Origin of the sequence: Chryseobacterium sp. 2VB, from assembly GCF_005503635.1 — a bacterium.
GTDB classification, from domain to species: Bacteria; Bacteroidota; Bacteroidia; order Flavobacteriales; family Weeksellaceae; genus Chryseobacterium; species Chryseobacterium cupriresistens.
On sequence record NZ_SCNC01000006.1, the window covers coordinates 21,289 to 36,506 of the forward strand.

14 protein-coding genes are annotated in these 15,218 nt (G+C 36.2%); 12 read left to right on the plus strand and 2 right to left on the minus strand.

What is annotated here, in order from left to right; all coding sequences use genetic code 11:
* Window positions 1-76 precede the first annotated feature (76 nt).
* A complete protein-coding gene (locus FFS26_RS07770; protein ID WP_228406498.1) occupies window positions 77-1,216 on the minus strand; it encodes an EpsG family protein in 1,140 nt (379 codons plus the stop codon).
* A 1-nt stretch (window position 1,217) separates the two neighbouring features.
* The gene (locus FFS26_RS07775) at window positions 1,218-2,222 is read right to left on the minus strand and encodes a hypothetical protein (RefSeq protein ID WP_110009834.1); all 1,005 of its coding nucleotides are present in this window, start codon (window positions 2,220-2,222) and stop codon (window positions 1,218-1,220) included.
* A 193-nt stretch (window positions 2,223-2,415) separates the two neighbouring features.
* Here FFS26_RS07775 and FFS26_RS07780 point away from each other — a divergent pair, with 193 nt between their 5' ends.
* The 12 genes from FFS26_RS07780 (at window position 2,416) to FFS26_RS07835 (ending at window position 15,134) form a co-directional block, all read left to right on the plus strand.
* Window positions 2,416-6,066 carry an MMPL family transporter gene (locus FFS26_RS07780; RefSeq protein WP_137904750.1) on the plus strand — a complete coding sequence of 1,217 codons (3,651 nt, stop codon included), beginning with the start codon at window positions 2,416-2,418 and terminating at the stop codon, window positions 6,064-6,066.
* 42 nt (window positions 6,067-6,108) lie between these two features.
* On the plus strand, window positions 6,109-7,023 hold the full coding sequence (locus tag FFS26_RS07785) for a dialkylrecorsinol condensing enzyme DarA (protein ID WP_137904751.1): 915 nt from the start codon (window positions 6,109-6,111) through the stop codon (window positions 7,021-7,023).
* 1 nt (window position 7,024) lies between these two features.
* Window positions 7,025-8,164, plus strand: a complete 1,140-nt coding sequence (locus tag FFS26_RS07790) for a beta-ketoacyl-ACP synthase III (protein ID WP_110009837.1) — start codon at window positions 7,025-7,027, stop codon at window positions 8,162-8,164.
* Window positions 8,164-8,595, plus strand: a complete 432-nt coding sequence (locus FFS26_RS07795; protein WP_110009838.1) for a hypothetical protein — start codon at window positions 8,164-8,166, stop codon at window positions 8,593-8,595. The genes FFS26_RS07790 and FFS26_RS07795 overlap by 1 nt, the downstream gene beginning before the upstream one ends.
* Window positions 8,596-8,602: 7 nt before the next feature.
* Window positions 8,603-9,046, plus strand: coding sequence for an ABC transporter permease (locus tag FFS26_RS07800; protein WP_110009839.1), 444 nt, complete (start codon window positions 8,603-8,605; stop codon window positions 9,044-9,046).
* Window positions 9,047-9,517: 471 nt separating this feature from the next.
* Window positions 9,518-9,922, plus strand: a complete 405-nt coding sequence (locus tag FFS26_RS07805; RefSeq protein WP_110009840.1) for a hypothetical protein — start codon at window positions 9,518-9,520, stop codon at window positions 9,920-9,922.
* A 61-nt stretch (window positions 9,923-9,983) separates the two neighbouring features.
* Window positions 9,984-10,979, plus strand: a complete 996-nt coding sequence (locus tag FFS26_RS07810) for a BtrH N-terminal domain-containing protein (RefSeq protein ID WP_110009962.1) — start codon at window positions 9,984-9,986, stop codon at window positions 10,977-10,979.
* Window position 10,980: 1 nt separating this feature from the next.
* On the plus strand, window positions 10,981-11,739 hold the full coding sequence (locus FFS26_RS07815) for an ABC transporter ATP-binding protein (RefSeq protein WP_137904752.1): 759 nt from the start codon (window positions 10,981-10,983) through the stop codon (window positions 11,737-11,739).
* Entirely contained in the window at window positions 11,726-12,994 is a 1,269-nt protein-coding gene (locus tag FFS26_RS07820) for an ABC transporter permease (protein ID WP_137904753.1), read from the plus strand. Before FFS26_RS07815 ends, FFS26_RS07820 begins: the two co-directional genes overlap by 14 nt.
* Window positions 12,984-13,412, plus strand: a complete 429-nt coding sequence (locus tag FFS26_RS07825; protein WP_110009843.1) for an acyl-CoA thioesterase — start codon at window positions 12,984-12,986, stop codon at window positions 13,410-13,412. The genes FFS26_RS07820 and FFS26_RS07825 overlap by 11 nt, the downstream gene beginning before the upstream one ends.
* Window positions 13,409-14,584 carry a beta-ketoacyl synthase N-terminal-like domain-containing protein gene (locus FFS26_RS07830; RefSeq protein ID WP_137904754.1) on the plus strand — a complete coding sequence of 392 codons (1,176 nt, stop codon included), beginning with the start codon at window positions 13,409-13,411 and terminating at the stop codon, window positions 14,582-14,584. The genes FFS26_RS07825 and FFS26_RS07830 overlap by 4 nt, the downstream gene beginning before the upstream one ends.
* Before the next feature lie 10 nt (window positions 14,585-14,594).
* On the plus strand, window positions 14,595-15,134 hold the full coding sequence (locus FFS26_RS07835) for a 3-oxoacyl-ACP synthase (RefSeq protein ID WP_110009963.1): 540 nt from the start codon (window positions 14,595-14,597) through the stop codon (window positions 15,132-15,134).
* Window positions 15,135-15,218 lie beyond the last annotated feature (84 nt).

The following is a 15,218-nucleotide window of genomic DNA, read 5'->3' on the forward strand; positions in this document are numbered from 1 at the left end:
CAGTATAAAAATCAACAAGGTATTTACATAAAAAAAGACAGCCCTAAGCTGTCTTTATATTTTAAGATTCAAAATTCTAAGGAAGAATATGGTTTTGATACCGGTCAATCGAAAATCGCCCGGCCGTGATATTATTAAATATAGAAAAGACAACAAAATTGAAGACGACCAGTGCGATTATAAATGCATAAATCATATTCTTAACTCTTCCTGAAACCACATACATGGCATTTGGAATAATAATATATGAGAATCCGATAAACGCTCCTGCCAGCCTGGAAGAGAAGATAGGATTGTTTCTGAAAATAAAATAAAGACATATCCCGATTACAGCATAGTTTCTATGGTACTCATAATAAGGATAAAGTTCTTTCATTTTATTATCAAAAACAAAAAGGAAGAAAGTAAGGATTGCCATCATCACCTCAGGAATTCCGATACCACCATTAAGTCGTTGTACCGTTTCATCCATATATCCATTAAACCCTTCTACAAGTGTACTATTAGAGGCCATCCCATCTAAGAAACCACCGAAACTTCTATATATTTCAAATGGGGACAGAAAAACAGAACCGATAATCATAATCAGCATTACCGTTTTGTTTAACGGAACGCGGGCCAGCCAATACATCGGCAGGAATAAGTAACAAACACTGTGTATACCCGACCCTATGAATATAAAAAACAGGTAATGCCAGAGTTTCCGCTCTTTAATATACCGTATTGCAAAATATACGATAAAAGTCCCGAGGTTTTGTCTGATCTGCCCACTTTCCCCGATAAAGAAATTGGGAATAAACATGAAAAGGGTAAAAGTAAAGGGATAAAAAGTATTATCCTCAGTATATTCTACTTTAAAGATCATCGCAAAAATAGCAATGACCAATGTTACCATATAAAAAGGTGCATCAAAAAAATTGAGAAGGATCTTATTAATCAAAGTATACAGCCATTCCACATCCAACGTTTCCGGTCCTTCCATATGGAGCATCTTCATAAAGATACTGTAGTAGCTTTTAGTATCGGAGTAAATATAAATTCCTTTATAACTTCCGTAATCCGGTCCTACACTATCTCTGAAACCAACAATAATAATAAAATAAACAGCAAGGAACCAGAACCACTTTTTATCAACCTTCTTTCCATACACCTCCTGAACACTGAAGAACAGCATATAGACTATGGCAATTATATAATATGGATGTAGTAAACTCATGCTAACTCTCTGATGTTTTTTTAAACTGATGATATGCTGTGATGAATCCGGTCAGAATTAAAGGCAGGAAAAGCCTCACTTCCCAAAAAAGCCCTACTAAAGTAATCATAAGAAGATAAGGAATGGAAAAGAAAAAATATTTTCCAAAAACACTCTTGTTTTCCTCTGTACAAAGGCCATATATAAAATAAATCACAATTAATGCAAAGACCAACCCTGCAAGATTAAAAGGGCTGGAAAAGTTTCTGTTGATATAAAAGCCTTCCACAAAAGTCGTTTCATCCCGAACAAGTACAGCTCTTAATCCCAGATAGGGAATAAGAAAAGCAGCAACCAGCGGTATAATTTTCCAGATTACCTGATAATTCCCTTTCTTCAGCTCATCAATATTGAAAAATACGGCTGCAAAAAAGGCTATATTCAGACAGGCTGTTTCTCTTACTAAAGTAGAGATCCCGATAAGTCCAATAAGGGTAAAGAAGAAAGTATTTTTTCTGGCTTCCAGATATTTAAGAGTCAGAAATACACCTGACAGATAACAAAAGAGTGCGATGGTATCACAATTTGTCGGCGCGTACTGTGTGATCACAATGAAAAATACAGATAAGAGATGAATAATCCTTCTGGCATTAACATTCAAAAGAAGCCCCGTAGATTTCATCCGGAAAACGGCATTCAAAATCAAAGAACACAAAACGAAGAACACACTGTTCATAAGGAAAAGCCCATGATAAAAAGGGGTTCCGTTTTTGGACAAAAAATCTTTGAAGAAAGAAAGCGGACCATTGATCAGATTGTACATCAAATCCGTCATCTGAACACTCAGATAATTGGGAATCACTCTGTAAGCATATACGGAGGAAAATAAAAAATCAGGGGTTCTCTCTGATGTTTTCAGTCTTGTGTAGGATGATTCAAATCCATAATAAGACATGGCAAACAACAGAAGCGGAAGAACTATTACCAATAGAAATCCGTTTATTTTTTCATCATTTCTTTTCAACATATCTAAAACAGATTCTTATTTTTTTAATAATAATGGTGGTTTAAAATACATTTTTTCAAAAGGGAACTTTTGCAAAAGTAGAATATTTTTTCATTCTTCCTAGAATATTTTATTGATTTTCAGTTAAAACTTATTGCTAACTATTTTGAACTAATGCTTAAAAAATTAAATTTGCAGACTTGATTTAAATGCAATGCATCGCCTTTTTATATTTTTATATTATCTGATTTCCAAAAATAAAATTCTATCTGTACTGACAGCTCTTGGAATTGCCGCTTTATGCATTTTCTTTGCGTCGAAGATCAATTTTGAGGAAGACATCAATCAGATTATTCCTAAAAATGAAAAGTCGGATCTTACTGCAAAGGTTCTCAAACAGCTTAATTTCTCGGATAAGATTATTATTATTATCGAGAACAGATCCGGCGAAGACAGCTTCCAGCTTTCTGAAACGGCTGATACTTTCCTGAAAAAAATTGAGCCTTTACAGAAATATATTGGTTCTGTTCAGGGTAAAGTGAACGATAATGAAATTTCTGAAACCTTTGATTTCGTTCATCAGAATCTCCCTTTGTTCCTTAATGAGAATGATTATAAGGAAATTGATCAGAAACTCCAGAAAGACAGTATTGCAAAACAGGTAGAAAATAATTACATCTCGCTGGTTTCTCCAACAAGCCTTGTGACCAAAGAATTTATTAAAAAAGACCCTCTGGGACTTACTTTTCTGGGAATCAAAAAATTAAATGCTTTAAACATCAGCAAAGACTTCAAACTCGAAGACAGCTATATTGTTACCAAAGACGGAAAAAATCTTTTGCTTTTCATTGATCCTAAAAACAAAAGCAATGATACGAAAGCCAATGAGGTATTTGTGGATCAGCTCAACACGATCAAAGATGGTATTAACAAACAATTCAAAGGAAAAACAGAGATCAGCTATTTCGGTTCTCCGGTAATTGCTGTAGCCAACGCAAAGCAGATCAAAAAAGACATCCAGAACACGGTGGCCATTTCCATGACGGTTCTTTTAATCCTTCTGATCTATTATTTCAGAAATATTTTCACTCCCGTCATTGTATTTCTACCCACCCTATTTTCAGTACTGCTCGCTCTCTTAATTCTTTATTTTATTAAAGATAAGGTTTCAGCTATTTCACTCAGTGTAGGAGCGATTCTTATTGGTATTACGATTGATTATGCCCTGCATATTCTTACCCATTATAAGCATAACAACAATATTGAGGAGCTTTACAAGGAAATCACGAAGCCTGTTATATTAAGCAGCGCAACAACAGCCGTTTCCTTTTTGTGTCTCGTTTTTGTTCGTTCTGAAGCATTGAAGGACTTAGGTCTTTTTGCTGCCATTACTGTGATTCTTTCTTCAATCACAGCTTTAATTATTGTTCCTCAGCTTTACCAACCAAAAGAAAGAGAACATCTCAACACCAACTTTATTGACAGGATCGGGTCTTATCCGTACGAAAAAAATAAGCCTTTGATTATTGGGTGTTCCATTATTATTCTTGCCTGCCTGTTTGGATTCAGACATGTAGGTTTCAATGAAGATATCGGGGATCTGAATTATATTCCGAAAGAATTAAAAATCAGTGAGGCAAAACTGCAGAAACTTTCTGATATTACGTCAAAATCAATTTATACTATTTCTTATGGAAATTCTGAAGAAGAAGCACTGTCCAGAAATTCCGAACTGAGCAGTTTCCTGGACAAAGAGAAAAAAGAAGGGAAAATCTTAAGCTATAATTCTATCGGAAGCGTTGTTCTTTCAGAAAAGGATCAGCAGAAAAAAATTGACGAATGGAACCGTTTCTGGAATGACGAGAAGAAGAATCAGACCATTTCTGAACTGATCAGTAACGGGAATAAATTCGGCTTCAACAGTTCCGCTTTTGATGGTTTTAATGAAGTTTTGCATAAAAATTATGCTGCATTGAGTCTGAAAGATTATCAAAAAGTGAAAGCGCTTCAGATTTCAGAATTCATGAGCAGCGAAAATGGTTTCCACACCGTTTCCAATGTGGTAAAAGTAGACGAAAACAAAAGAGACACTTTCATCAAAGATATTGAGAAACAGCATGATGCCATTGCTATCGACCGCCAGCAGATGAATGAAAATTTCCTTGGTTTGCTGAAAAGGGACTTCAATACACTGATCAGTTATTCTCTTCTTGCCATTATTTTAACGATCATCGTTTTCTTCAGGAATTTTGAATTAACGGTTCTCACCATGTTCCCGATTGTTTTAACGGGAGTTGTTACAGCCGGAATCCTTTATTTTCTGGGATTGGAATTAAATATTTTCAGTACTGTAGTGTGTACGTTGGTATTTGGAGTGGGAGATGACTTCAGCATCTTCCTGACGCAAGCCATGCAAAAAGAACATACTACCGGAAAGAATGAATTGCCTACGTACAGAATTTCTATTATTCTTGCTGTTTTCACGACAATTCTTTCCATCGGATCTTTGATATTCGCCAGGCATCCGGCATTGCATTCTCTGGCATTAGTAGCCCTGATCGGAATGTTCTCCGTTATTATTATTACCTCTACCCTATATCCTTTCTGGTTCAGATTATTCATTACCAACAGGGCGAAAAAAGGACTTTCTCCCATCACATTCAGATTGTTTGTATGGTCTGTATTTTCATTCCTTTATTACGGATTGGGTGGATTGCTGTTTTCTGCCTTCGGAAGTTTTTTTGTTAAAAATTCCAAAGGGCAGACGCTGAATATTATCAAACTTATTTTAGCCAGATTTTTAACTTCCGTTCTTTATTCTAATCCTTTTGTAAAGAAGAAGGTCATTAAAAATACATCTGAAGATTTCAGCAAACCTGCAGTTATCATTGCCAATCATACTTCTTTCCTCGATACGCTGGCTATTGCAATGGCTACCCATAAAATTATTTATCTGGTGAATGACTGGGTATATCAGTCTCCTGTTTTTGGAAAACTGGTAAGAGCACTGGGCTTTTATCCCGTTTCACAGGGAATCGAGAACGGAATGGACAAACTGAAAGAAAAAGTTGACCAGGGATATTCACTCGTTGTGTTCCCAGAGGCAGAACGTTCTTACACCAATGATGTGAAAAGATTCCATAAAGGAGCTTTTTATCTCGCTGAACAGTTCGGGCTGGATATTCTTCCACTCTATATCCATGGAAATTCCGAAGTGCTGCCGAAAGGAGATTTCATTATCTATGACGGAAGTATTACCGTAAAAGTAGGCAACAGAATCAGCAAAGATGACATGAGTTTTGGACAGAACTATTCTGAGAGAACAAAGAAGATCAATGCTCATTTCAGAGAAGAATTTGCCAGACTGCGCGAGGAGATTGAGGATGAGAATTATTTTAAAAAGAAATTATTCCTGAGCTACCTGTATAAAGACAGCGAAGTGGTAAAAGAAGTAAAAGAAGACTTTAATACCAATAAATCAGTATATTTCGAACTGAACAAGCATATTCCTCATGATGCCAACATTCTTCATATTACTGATGATTTTGGGCAGAAAGATGCCTTATTAACCCTATATCAGGCCAGCCGAAGAATTTTTTCTCTGATTCAGAATGATGAAAAAAGAGCAGTGGCAGCCCATAACTATCTGGTAAAAAGAAGAAAAATACAGTATATTAAAGACCTTTCTGAAGTAAACAAAAAGATTGATGTTCTTTTAATTTCAGATGAACACTTTACCATGAATGAAATTCAGGATCTCCCTGAAACAATCATTTTTGTAAATACAAAAAACACTTCGTTTGAAAGTGATAATTATGCACTAAAATTTAGTTCTGAATCATTAAAAGTATTTAAAACTAAATAATAAATATGAAAAACATACTTTTGTAAACGCTAAAGAAAACTAATGAAGAAAAATATACTTGTCATATATTATTCACAAACCGGGCAACTCGAAGATATTGTGAAAAACATCGCCAGCCCTTTTGAAGCTCAAAAGGAGAAATATGATGTTACCTATTATAATATTAAACTGAAAGAAGACTTCCCGTTTCCTTGGCCAAGTGATGTTTTTTTCAACACTTTTCCTGAATCTTATCTACAGATTCCAAAAGAAATCCTTCCTCCTTCAGAAGAAATTCTGAACAAAAAATACGACCTTATCCTATTCGGGTATCAGGTATGGTATCTCACACCATCCATTCCTATTATTTCTTTTTTAAAGAGTGATTATGCAAAACCAATCCTTAAAGATACTCCTGTGGTTACGATCTCAGGAACCAGAAATATGTGGATGCTTTCCCAGGAAAAATTAAAGGTTTACTTAAGGGATTTACAGGCTAAACTCGTAGGAAATATTGCTTTGGTAGACAGGCACGACAATTACACCAGCGTATTAACGATTCTCCGATGGCTTACCACAGGTCAGAAAGAAAAATCAGGAATGCTTCCTGCCGCAGGAGTTTCCAATGAAGAAATTGCAGGTTCTGTAAAGTATGGCGAGATTATTGAAAGACATTTTAATAATAATGACCTTAATAGTTTACAACCGGATCTTGTGAAAAACGGAGCGATTGAAATCCGTGCTTTTTTAGTACGGGTAGAAAAGGTTGGAAATAAAATTTTCACAGTATGGTCTAACCTGATTATCAAGAAAAAAGAGAAACGTCCATTGCTGATAAAATTCTTTAAGGTATATTTGATGGCAGCGATATGGATTATCTCACCTGTCGTTTTGGTATTACACCTGCTTACAACCCCTATATTTTGGTTTAAAAGACAAAAACAAAAAAGATATTTACAAGGAATTAATTTAAAATAGAATGTACGACGTATTTATAACAAAAGCATCAACATACTTACCCAATGAGCCGGTAGCGAATGATGAAATGGAGACTTATCTTGGGCTTATCAATGATGCGCCATCTAAAGCAAAATCACTTATCCTAAGAAATAATAAGATCACAACAAGATACTACGCTTTAGATAAAGAAGGAAACCCTACCCACTCTAATGCACAGCTTACTGCAAAAGCTATCGAAGGACTTTTTGACGAAAATTTCAAAAAGGAAGATATGAAATTACTATCGGTAGGAACTACTTCACCAGATCAGATCCAGCCTTCTCACGCTTCTATGGTGCATGGTGAGCTTAACATCGGAAAATCTATTGAAATTAATACTTCAACAGGTCTTTGTAATTCAGGAATGAATGCGCTCAACTATGGATTCCTTTCTGTAAAAGCCGGTGTACAGGACAACGCAGTATGTGCAGGTTCTGAAAGAATGTCTGCATGGATGACTGCTGACAAATTCAACCATGAAGCAGAAAATTTAAAATTACTGGAGGAAAGACCTATCATTGCTTTCAAAAGAGAATTCCTGAGATGGATGCTTTCTGATGGAGCAGGCGCTTTCCTTTTAGAAAATAAACCGAGAGAAAACAGTACTTCCCTAAAAATAGAATTCATTGATTTCTATTCTTATGCCCACGAAATTGAAGCTTGTATGTATGCAGGATGTGATAAGCTGGAAGACGGAAGCCTGAAATCATGGGCAGACTACCCTTCTGATGAATGGTTGAAACAATCTATTTTTGCAATTAAACAGGATACTAAAATCCTTGATAAATACATCCTAGTAAAAGGAGCAGAAAGTTTAAGATCATCTTTTGACAAACATAATCTGGATCCGGAAAAAATTGACCACGTACTGGCTCATATTTCTTCCGGATACTTTAAAGACGGACTGAAAGAAGAATTTGCCAAAAAAGGAATGGATTTCCCGGCAGAAAAATGGTTCTATAATCTTTCTGAAGTTGGAAACATCGGAGCAGGATCTATATTTATCGCCCTTGAAGAACTGATGAATTCCGGAACATTGAAAAAAGGAGAAAAAGTACTTCTTTGTGTTCCCGAAAGTGGAAGATTTGCTTATTCTTGTGCTTTATTAACCGTTTGCTAATGGAAAACAAACTGCCCACATCCGATAAAGATTTTGTAGAAAGTCTTATTCCCCAAAGGTTTCCTTTTGTAATGGTGCATGAATTGTCAGAATACTCTGAAAACCATCTCTTATCCGGTTTTGAGATAAAGGAAGACAACCTTTTTATCCAGGACGGATTATTCCAGGCTTCAGGACTGATTGAGCATCAGGCGCAGAGCGTTGCCCTTCATACCGGATATAAATATTATCTGCTGGGAAAAGATGCTCCAACCGGATATATCGGAGCCATCAAATCTTTTGAAGCTGAAATACTGCCTAAAGTGGGAGATCAGCTGAAATCTGAAGTAACCATCCTTAATGAAGTAATGGGAGTAACCCTGGTAGATGTCATTACGAAACTGAACGGTGAAGTGATTGCAAAATCTCAAATGAAAACCGCTGTAAAATAAACTGGAAATGGAAATAAAGGAAGAAAATATCATCAATATACACAACTTTTTACCGCATCGTGAACCGATGCTCATGGCAGACTATATCCTGGAACTGACCAAAGAAAAAGTAGTGACTTCCTTTGAAATCAAAGAAGATAATATATTTGTTCACAACAATGAGTTTGCGGAAGCCGGCTTAATCGAAAATCTTGCTCAGACCTGTTCATCTATCCTTGGGCAAAGCTTCTTTGAAAATCCCGAAGCTGATACTAAAGTGATTGGATTCATTACCAATATCAAGAAGATCGAAATTTTTGCTCTTCCAAAAGTGGGTGACCAAATTATTTCCAAAGCTTCGCTTATCTCACAATTTGAGAATATCTGCCATATCTTCTGTGAAACATTTACTAATGATGAATTGTTAATCAGAGCGGAAATCAACCTGTTTATTCAGGAAGTAAAGTCGTAAAGGTCAATTTAACATAGACATAGAAAAGCTGTACGTTTCTGTACAGCTTTTTCCTGTTATTCATTTCATATTCTATAATAGATTTGTGAAAATTTGTGTAATTCATTTGTGATATCAGTGTTTAAAAATCAATAATTTTCATTGAAATAATTATAAAACCTTACAATAAAACATTCATTGTTGTTTATTTCAACCTCAACAAAATCCACCAAAAAAACACTGAAAATCAAAAAGATAAAACACCTTAAATATCAATGAAAAATGAATTATTTCACGTGAAACATTTTATAATCCCATGGAACACTTATTGCTAAAGATTTCTAATACATACTCTGATCAGAGGTAATAACCCTTCAGATTTAATATGATTTACATATAATGTATTTTCACTATTTTAGCCACCTGATTAAAAGAATCAAAAACAGGTGAGCCTTATATCATCTGGAATCTAAAAATATAAACATTATTTAGATGAAAAAACAAGACCTGCCTCAAGACGAAAGTAACCTGAAATCCGCCAACATGACTGAAGTTTTGTATGTGACGGATGAGAACGACAACTACACGACAGCAAACAGCACAGGCTGGGATGCCAAAAAAGCGGCTCTGGATGAATCGATGGAACTTATTTATGAAAGAATTGAGGAAGCAAAACAAAATGTGGCCAATAATACAGCAAGTCCCATTGTTTATTTTATGGAACTGAACAAAATGGATATTGGCGTTCTTGCTTCATATGTAGGAATGTGGCAATGGAGGGTAAAAAGACATTTTAAACCCAAAATATTCAAAACACTAAGCGAAAATGCACTGAAAAAATATGCCGATGCATTCGGAATTTCAGTGGATGAATTAAAAAACTTCGACGGGAAATAAATGAAACGGGGCCAGAAATAATGCCCGTTCCATTTGACCAATGAAAAGATACAATCAGCAAATGAAATTAAACTTTGAACACCATCAGACTGCACATTGCGAAAACGGTGTTGCTTCTAATCTACTGCTTAACAAAGGACTGAAACTAAGTGAACCTATGATCTTCGGGATCGGCTCAGGACTGTTTTTTGTCTATCTCCCTTTTCTGAAGGTGAATTTTGCTCCGGGCTTCAGCTATCGTCCGATGCCGGGTGCTATTTTCAGTAAAGCAGCCAAAAGATTAGGAATTAAAATCAAAAGAGAAAAATTCTCAAATCCTCAGGATGCCCAAAAAGCTCTTGAAAGAAATCTGGAACAAAATATCCCTACAGGACTTCAGGTGGGCGTTTTCAACCTTACTTATTTTCCTGAAGAATACAAATTTCACTTCAATGCCCACAATCTTGTAGTGTATGGAAAAGAAGACGGAAGATTTCTGATCAGTGACCCTGTAATGGATTATACGACTTCTCTTTCAGAAGCAGAATTGGAAAAAGTAAGATATGCCAAAGGAGCACTTCCTCCCAAAGGACATATGTACTACCCTGTTTATGTTCCGGAAAATGTGAATATTGAAGAAGCCATCAAAAAAGGGATCAAAGATACCTGCAAAAATATGCTGGCACCCGTACCGCTTATTGGGGTAAAAGCCATGAGATGGGTAGCGAAAAGCATCCCGAAATGGGCAGAAAAGAAAGGAACGAAGGTTACCAACCATTATCTGGGACAATTGATCAGAATGCAGGAAGAAATCGGAACCGGAGGCGGAGGATTCAGGTTTATCTATGGAGCATTCCTCCAGGAAGCAGCTGCCATTCTAAAAAATGATGAGCTAAAGGAATTATCGAAAGAAATAACCTCTATTGGTGACCTTTGGAGAGATTTTGCCGTTGATATTGCCAGAGTGTATAAAAACAGAAACTCGAAAAGCAATATTTACAATGAACTTTCAAAAACAATGCTGCATATTGCAGACCTGGAAGAAGCTTTCTATAAAAAACTGAGAAAAGCGATCTGATATGGCAGAAAATATGATTGAGATTAAAAACTTATACAAAAAATACAAAAATTCTGATGAGTTTTCTGTAAATGAAATTTCTTTGAGTATCAGTAAAAATGAAATTTATGGAATTCTCGGGCCCAACGGAGCCGGGAAAACAACGCTGATTTCCATGCTTTCAGGATTAATCAAACCTACTTCAGGACATTTCACCATTAACGGTTTATCTCCCCAGAAGGATGGGTTCAAAATAAGACAGATTATTGGAATTGTTCCCCAGGAATATGCTTTATATCCTACACTTACAGCCAAAGAAAACCTTATGTTTTTCGGAAGCCTGTATGGTTTAAAGCACAATCAGCTTAAAAAAGCAATTGATGAATCCCTTGAAATCATGGGACTTTCAAAATTTGCCAACAAGCAGGTAGGACAGTTTTCAGGAGGGATGAAACGACGCTGCAACCTCATCGCAGGAACGCTTCACAATCCTAAAGTTTTATTCCTGGACGAGCCTACTGTAGGAGTAGATGTTCAGTCCAAAAAAGCAATTATTGATTATCTTTTAGATTTAAATAAACAGGGAACATGCATTATTTACACTTCCCATCACCTTTCGGAAGCGGAAGAATTCTGTACAAAAATTGCCATCATCGATCATGGAAAAATTCATGCTGTAGGAACCCCTGAAGAACTCGTGAACAGAGTAGCAAGCGCTGAAAACCTTGAAGATGTTTTCATTTCATTAACCGGAAAAGAATTAAGAGATGTTGTTGTATAAACTGTGGAGAAGTTTTATTAAAGAAGTTCTTCTGCTGAAAAGAGATATTGGGGGAATTGTCATCATCTTTGTGATGCCTTTGCTTTTGATTGTCACTATTACCCTTATTCAGGATTCTACCTTTAAAAACCTTGAAGGCTCAAAAATCCCAATTATTTTTATTGATCAGGACAAATCTGAAGTTTCAAAAAACATTAAAGCAGAGCTTGAAAACAGCAAAACATTCCAGCTGCTGACGAACTTCAATGAAAAATCTGCTCAGGATGCTGTTTTTTCCGGAGATTATCAGATGGCGATAGTCATTCCTGAAAATTTAACGAAAGATTTAAATTCCAATATTGATTCGAAAGTTCAGACCATTGTAAGTTCATTCGGGCTGGAAGGAGATTCTGCAAAAGTAAAAACAGCAGTTCCCAAAACCAAAGAAATTCACTTGTACTTTGACCCTGCTACCAATGCAGGATTCAAAAACTCAGTGATGAATTCTGTCAACAAAATGGTTTTTGAAATTGAAAATAAAAAGATTTACAAAGCCTTCCAGGATCAACTGGGAACAACAGAAAATCTTGATGAAAATAAAAACCTGATCAGCTTTAAAGAAATCACTCCAAAAAAAGGAGAAATGGATGTGATGCCGAACTCTGTTCAGCACAACGTTCCTGCATGGACACTTTTTGCGATCTTCTTTATTGTTGTCCCTTTATCCATCAATCTGGTAAAAGAAAAAAGCCAGGGAACAAGTGTAAGAGCAAGAATAAGCCCTACACCCTATTTTGTACATATTTTAGGAAAAACATTTACGTATCTTATCATCTGTCTGATTCAGTTTTTACTGATGGTTGCGGTAGGAATTTATCTTTTCCCTTATATGGATCTTCCTGCTTTTGATGTATCCGGAAAAATGTTCCAGCTTGTAACAGTAACGCTGTTTGCAGGATTGGCAGCAATTGGATTCGGAGTTTTATTGGGAACTATAGCCGATACACAAGAGCAGTCTGCCCCATTTGGAGCAACCTCTGTAGTGGTTTTAGCTGCTATTGGAGGGATTTGGGTTCCTGTATTTTTAATGCCGGAATTTATGCAGACCGTAGCCAAATTCTCTCCTATGAACTGGGGACTGAATGCTTATTATGATATTATTTTAAGAAACAGCGGAATTGGTGGAATTGCCAAAGAACTGGTTTTCCTTTTCTTATTCTATATTGCCACCGTAGCTATTTCCATTTTTTACGAAAAAAAACAAAATGCAGTCTAAAGAAAATATGTTAACCTGTACCGAAGAAGTAAGAGTACGCTTCAATGAAACAGATCCGCTGGGCATTGTCTGGCATGGGCATTATATCGTGTATTTTGAAGACGGAAGAGAAGCTTTCGGTCGTCTGCATGGTCTTACCTATCTTGATATTCAAAATGCAGGATTTGTAACACCGATCGTAAAAAGTACCTGTGAGCATTTTCTTCCTTTAAAGTATGGAGAAACATTCAGAATTGTGACCACTTTTATTAATTCTGTGTCTGCCAAACTTATTTACAGATATGAGCTTTTCAATCAGGAAGACCAATTGGTATGCAGCGGTGAAACCATTCAGGTATTTCTTGATAGCAATGGAAGCTTATGTCTGTACAATCCGGAATTTTTTCAAAACTGGAAAGATAAAATGGGATTATCATGAGGAAGGAAATTTATATCACAGACTACAATTGTGTAACTCCTCTGGGTTTCAATGTTGATTCCAACTGGGACGCCCTGTTAGAAGGACAGTCAGGAGTTGCCTTACATAAAATTATAGACAATCAGGATGCTTTTTATGCTTCCATCATTGATTCTGAAAAACTGAATGAAGAATTCAACAGATTCTTCGATTCCGCTCAGAATGACATTCACAATTTTACAAGACTGGAGAAGATGCTTCTTTTAAGCTTACAGCCTCTTGTTGAAAAACATCACATATCGGACGATACTGCTTTTATCCTTTCAACAACAAAAGGAAATATCAGTCTGTTAAAAAACCAGTCCGAATTACCGGAAGGCGTTCATTTATCAAAATTAGCAGAAAAAATTGCTGATTTTTTTGGATTTAAAACAAAACCGATCATCGTTTCCAATGCCTGCGTTTCAGGAGTAATGGCGATTTCAGTGGCAAAAAATATGATTCAGGCAGGAAAATATAAAGATGCCTTTGTGATTGCAGGTGATGAGCTTTCTGAGTTTGTTATTTCAGGATTCAATTCATTTCAGGCAATAGGATCAGGGCCTTGCCAACCTTATGATAAAAACAGAGACGGAATTAATATTGGTGAAGCAGCCGCCGCAGTTTATATCACTTCAGGTCTTTGCGAGGAACAAAGTGACGAAGCAATCTCACAAAACGAAAAATTCAGGTTTAAAGTCCTTGGAGATTCTGCAGTCAATGATGCCAATCATATTTCCGGACCTTCAAGAACCGGTGACGGTTTATATGCCAGTATCAAAAATGCCATGACTGAAGCGAAAGTTTCTTCAGAACAGATCGATTTTATTTCTGCCCACGGAACAGCCACTTTGTATAACGATGAAATGGAGGCTATTGCCTTCAACAGAATGGATCTCCAACATATTCCGCTCAACAGTATGAAAGGATATTACGGGCACTGCCTGGGAGCGTCAGGACTTTTGGAAAGTATTATTTCTATGGAAAGTGCTCTTCACAGCACTTTGCTTCCATCAAAGAACTTTGAAGAAACAGGAGTAACCCAGCCTTTGAATATCATCAAGGAAAACCAAACTGCAGATATTAAATATATTCTAAAGACCGCTTCTGGCTTTGGAGGTTGTAATGCAGCTGTTGTACTGGAAAAATGTTAAACTGAAAGTGATGAAGAAAATAAATACCTGTACCATAGAACATTCAAAAATAACCGTTGACGGAAATCTTATTTTTGAAAGCCCAAGCGAAGCCTTTCAGGAGTTTGCCAAAGAAGCCTATAAAAATTTAGACCTCAGCTATCCGAAATTTCACAAAATGGATAACCTGAGTAAATTAGCCTTTCTTTCCGCCGAAACCATTTTGAAAGATGATGATCACAGCAGAACAGCCATTGTTTTTGCCAACAGATCTTCCAGTCTGGATACAGATTTTAAGTATCAGGAAAGCATCAACAATCAGGATAATTTCTATCCGAGTCCTGCCGTTTTTGTGTATACTTTACCCAATATTTGTGTAGGTGAAATCAGCATTAAACACAAAATGCAGACAGAAAATGCTTTTTTCGTACTGGATGATTTTGATGAAGAATTTTTGAATGACTATTCTGAACAGATTCTTCTATCCGGAAAAGCTGACAAAGTATTATGTGGCTGGGTGGAATTGTATCAGGAAAATTACAAAGCTTTTGTATATTTGCTCACATTATAATTTAACAATGTACCAATCTGATAATGTACCAATGCTAAAGGCAATAACAACCATTGGTCAACTGGTACATTGATATATTGTTAC